This is a genomic window from Ensifer sp., from assembly GCF_031989085.1.
Lineage (GTDB): Bacteria > Pseudomonadota > Alphaproteobacteria > Rhizobiales > Rhizobiaceae > Ensifer.
Map to the genome: position 1 here is coordinate 1 of NZ_DALZXU010000021.1, position 1789 is coordinate 1789.

A 1789-nucleotide genomic window follows, 5' to 3' on the forward strand; every position below is an offset into this window, starting at 1 on the left:
CTCTCGTCGGTCTGGACGAAGACCTCGACCGGCATGCCGGGCATGAGCTTGCGGCCGCCGAGCTTGTCGAGCGGCTCGGTGATGGCGACGGTTGCCAGATAGAACGGCTGCCCGGTGTTGCGGTCGAGCGTGGTGGCGGCAGCGACGACGTCGATGCGGCCATCGAGTTCCGGTGTCGTTCGCTGGTTGAAGACGGTAAAGCGCATGCGGCTCTCCTGGCCGGGCGCGATGCGGTCGATATCGGCCGGCGGTATGCGGATTTCCACCGTCAGGTCCTCGCCCTCGGGCACGATCGACATGGCGGTGGCGCCCGGCGCGATGATGCCGCCGATGGTGTGGATCTGCAGGTCGTAGACGAGACCGTCGACCGGGGCACGTACCTCCATGCGCGACAGCCGGTCCTTGGCCGCCACCGCCCGTTCGGTCAGTTCGGCGATCTTGGCCTCGATGCCGACGATCTGGCCCTGCGTTTCCTTGCGGTTGTTCTGGTCGATCGACATCAGCTTGATGCGCAGCTCGCTGATCTGGCCGAGCGCCTCGGCGATCCGGGCGAGCAACTCGCCCTTGGAGCCGTCGATGCGGGCCATCTGCCGCAACAGGTCGCGGTGCTCGGAGATCGGCACCAGGCCGCTCTTCAGAAGCGTGTCGAGCTTGACGAGTTCCTTCTCGACGATCTCCTTCTCCTTGTCGCTGGAGCCCGACTGGGCTTTCAGCCCGCGGATCTGCTCCTCGAACTGGGCGATCTGCAGCCGCATCTGTTCTTCCTGGCTGGTGATCATCCGCCGGTTGGCCTCAAACAGCTTGGCCTCGCTGACCTTCAGGATCTCCGGCACGTCGAGACCGTCGAAGGCGACGGAGGTTTCGCCGTCGCGCTCGGCCGTCAGCCGGGCGCGCATGGCGTAGAACTGCTGCAACTGGCCGCGCACGATCGACAGCTCGACCCGGGTCTGGGTCTCGTCGAGCTGCAAAAGCACGTCGCCCTTCCTGACATGGGTGCCGTTCTTGACGGGGATGGCCGAGACGATGCCGCCGTCGCGGTGCTGGATCAGCTTGACCTGCTGGGAGACGGCGACCTGGCCCTGGGTGATGACGGCACCCGACAGCTTCGCCTGGGCGGCCCAGCCGCCGACGCCGAACACCAGGGTCGCGGCAAAGACCGCCGAGACGGCGATGCGCGAGGTGATGCCGAACTGCGGCTTTGCGGCCGGCTTTGCGGCGGATGGAGCGCCCGTGGTTGCGGCGTTGTCCGTGGTGTTCATGGTCTTCTTCTCCCGATAACGCGTGACAATTGAGTTTATGGTCGTTCAGACGGTGTCTCTGGGCTGGTCGGCCGGGCTTTCGCTTGCCGCCAGGATGAAATCCTGTTCGGTGAGCATGTGGCGGCCGGCGATGAGGAACTGCAGATCCTCGTCGCGCTCCAGGTCGAAGACGGCGCGCACGACGGTGCGCTCGCCGCCCGAAAACGCCTCGTGGTAGAAGGTGATCTGGTGGATCGGTGGCGTCTGGCCTTCCGGGGTAAACTGGCCGAAGACCAGGCCGCCGATGGCTTCGGCGATATTCGACAGGTCGATGCGGTCGCCGACCTGGAAGTCGCCGATCTCGTCGCGTCCGCCGCCGCCATTGGCAAGCGATGCCAGCGTGCGGAAGACGAAGATGTCGGCGCCGTCGCCGCCGGCGAGGAAGTTGACGGCGTCGCTGGCAACGAGCACGTCATCGCCATCGCCGCCGATCGCCGCCTCGATCGAGGTCAGGAGATCCGAACCGATCTCCGCACCTTCGGCCGTGCCGC

General features: G+C 66.2%; 2 protein-coding genes. Both read right to left on the minus strand.

Features of this window, described 5'->3' with window-relative positions:
- On the minus strand, positions 1–1259 hold a 1259-nt coding region (locus RTP54_RS30955; protein ID WP_312367893.1), incomplete at its 3' end, for an HlyD family type I secretion periplasmic adaptor subunit.
- A gap of 45 nt (positions 1260–1304) precedes the next feature.
- On the minus strand, positions 1305–1789 hold a 485-nt coding region (locus RTP54_RS30960; RefSeq protein ID WP_312367895.1), incomplete at its 5' end, for a M10 family metallopeptidase C-terminal domain-containing protein.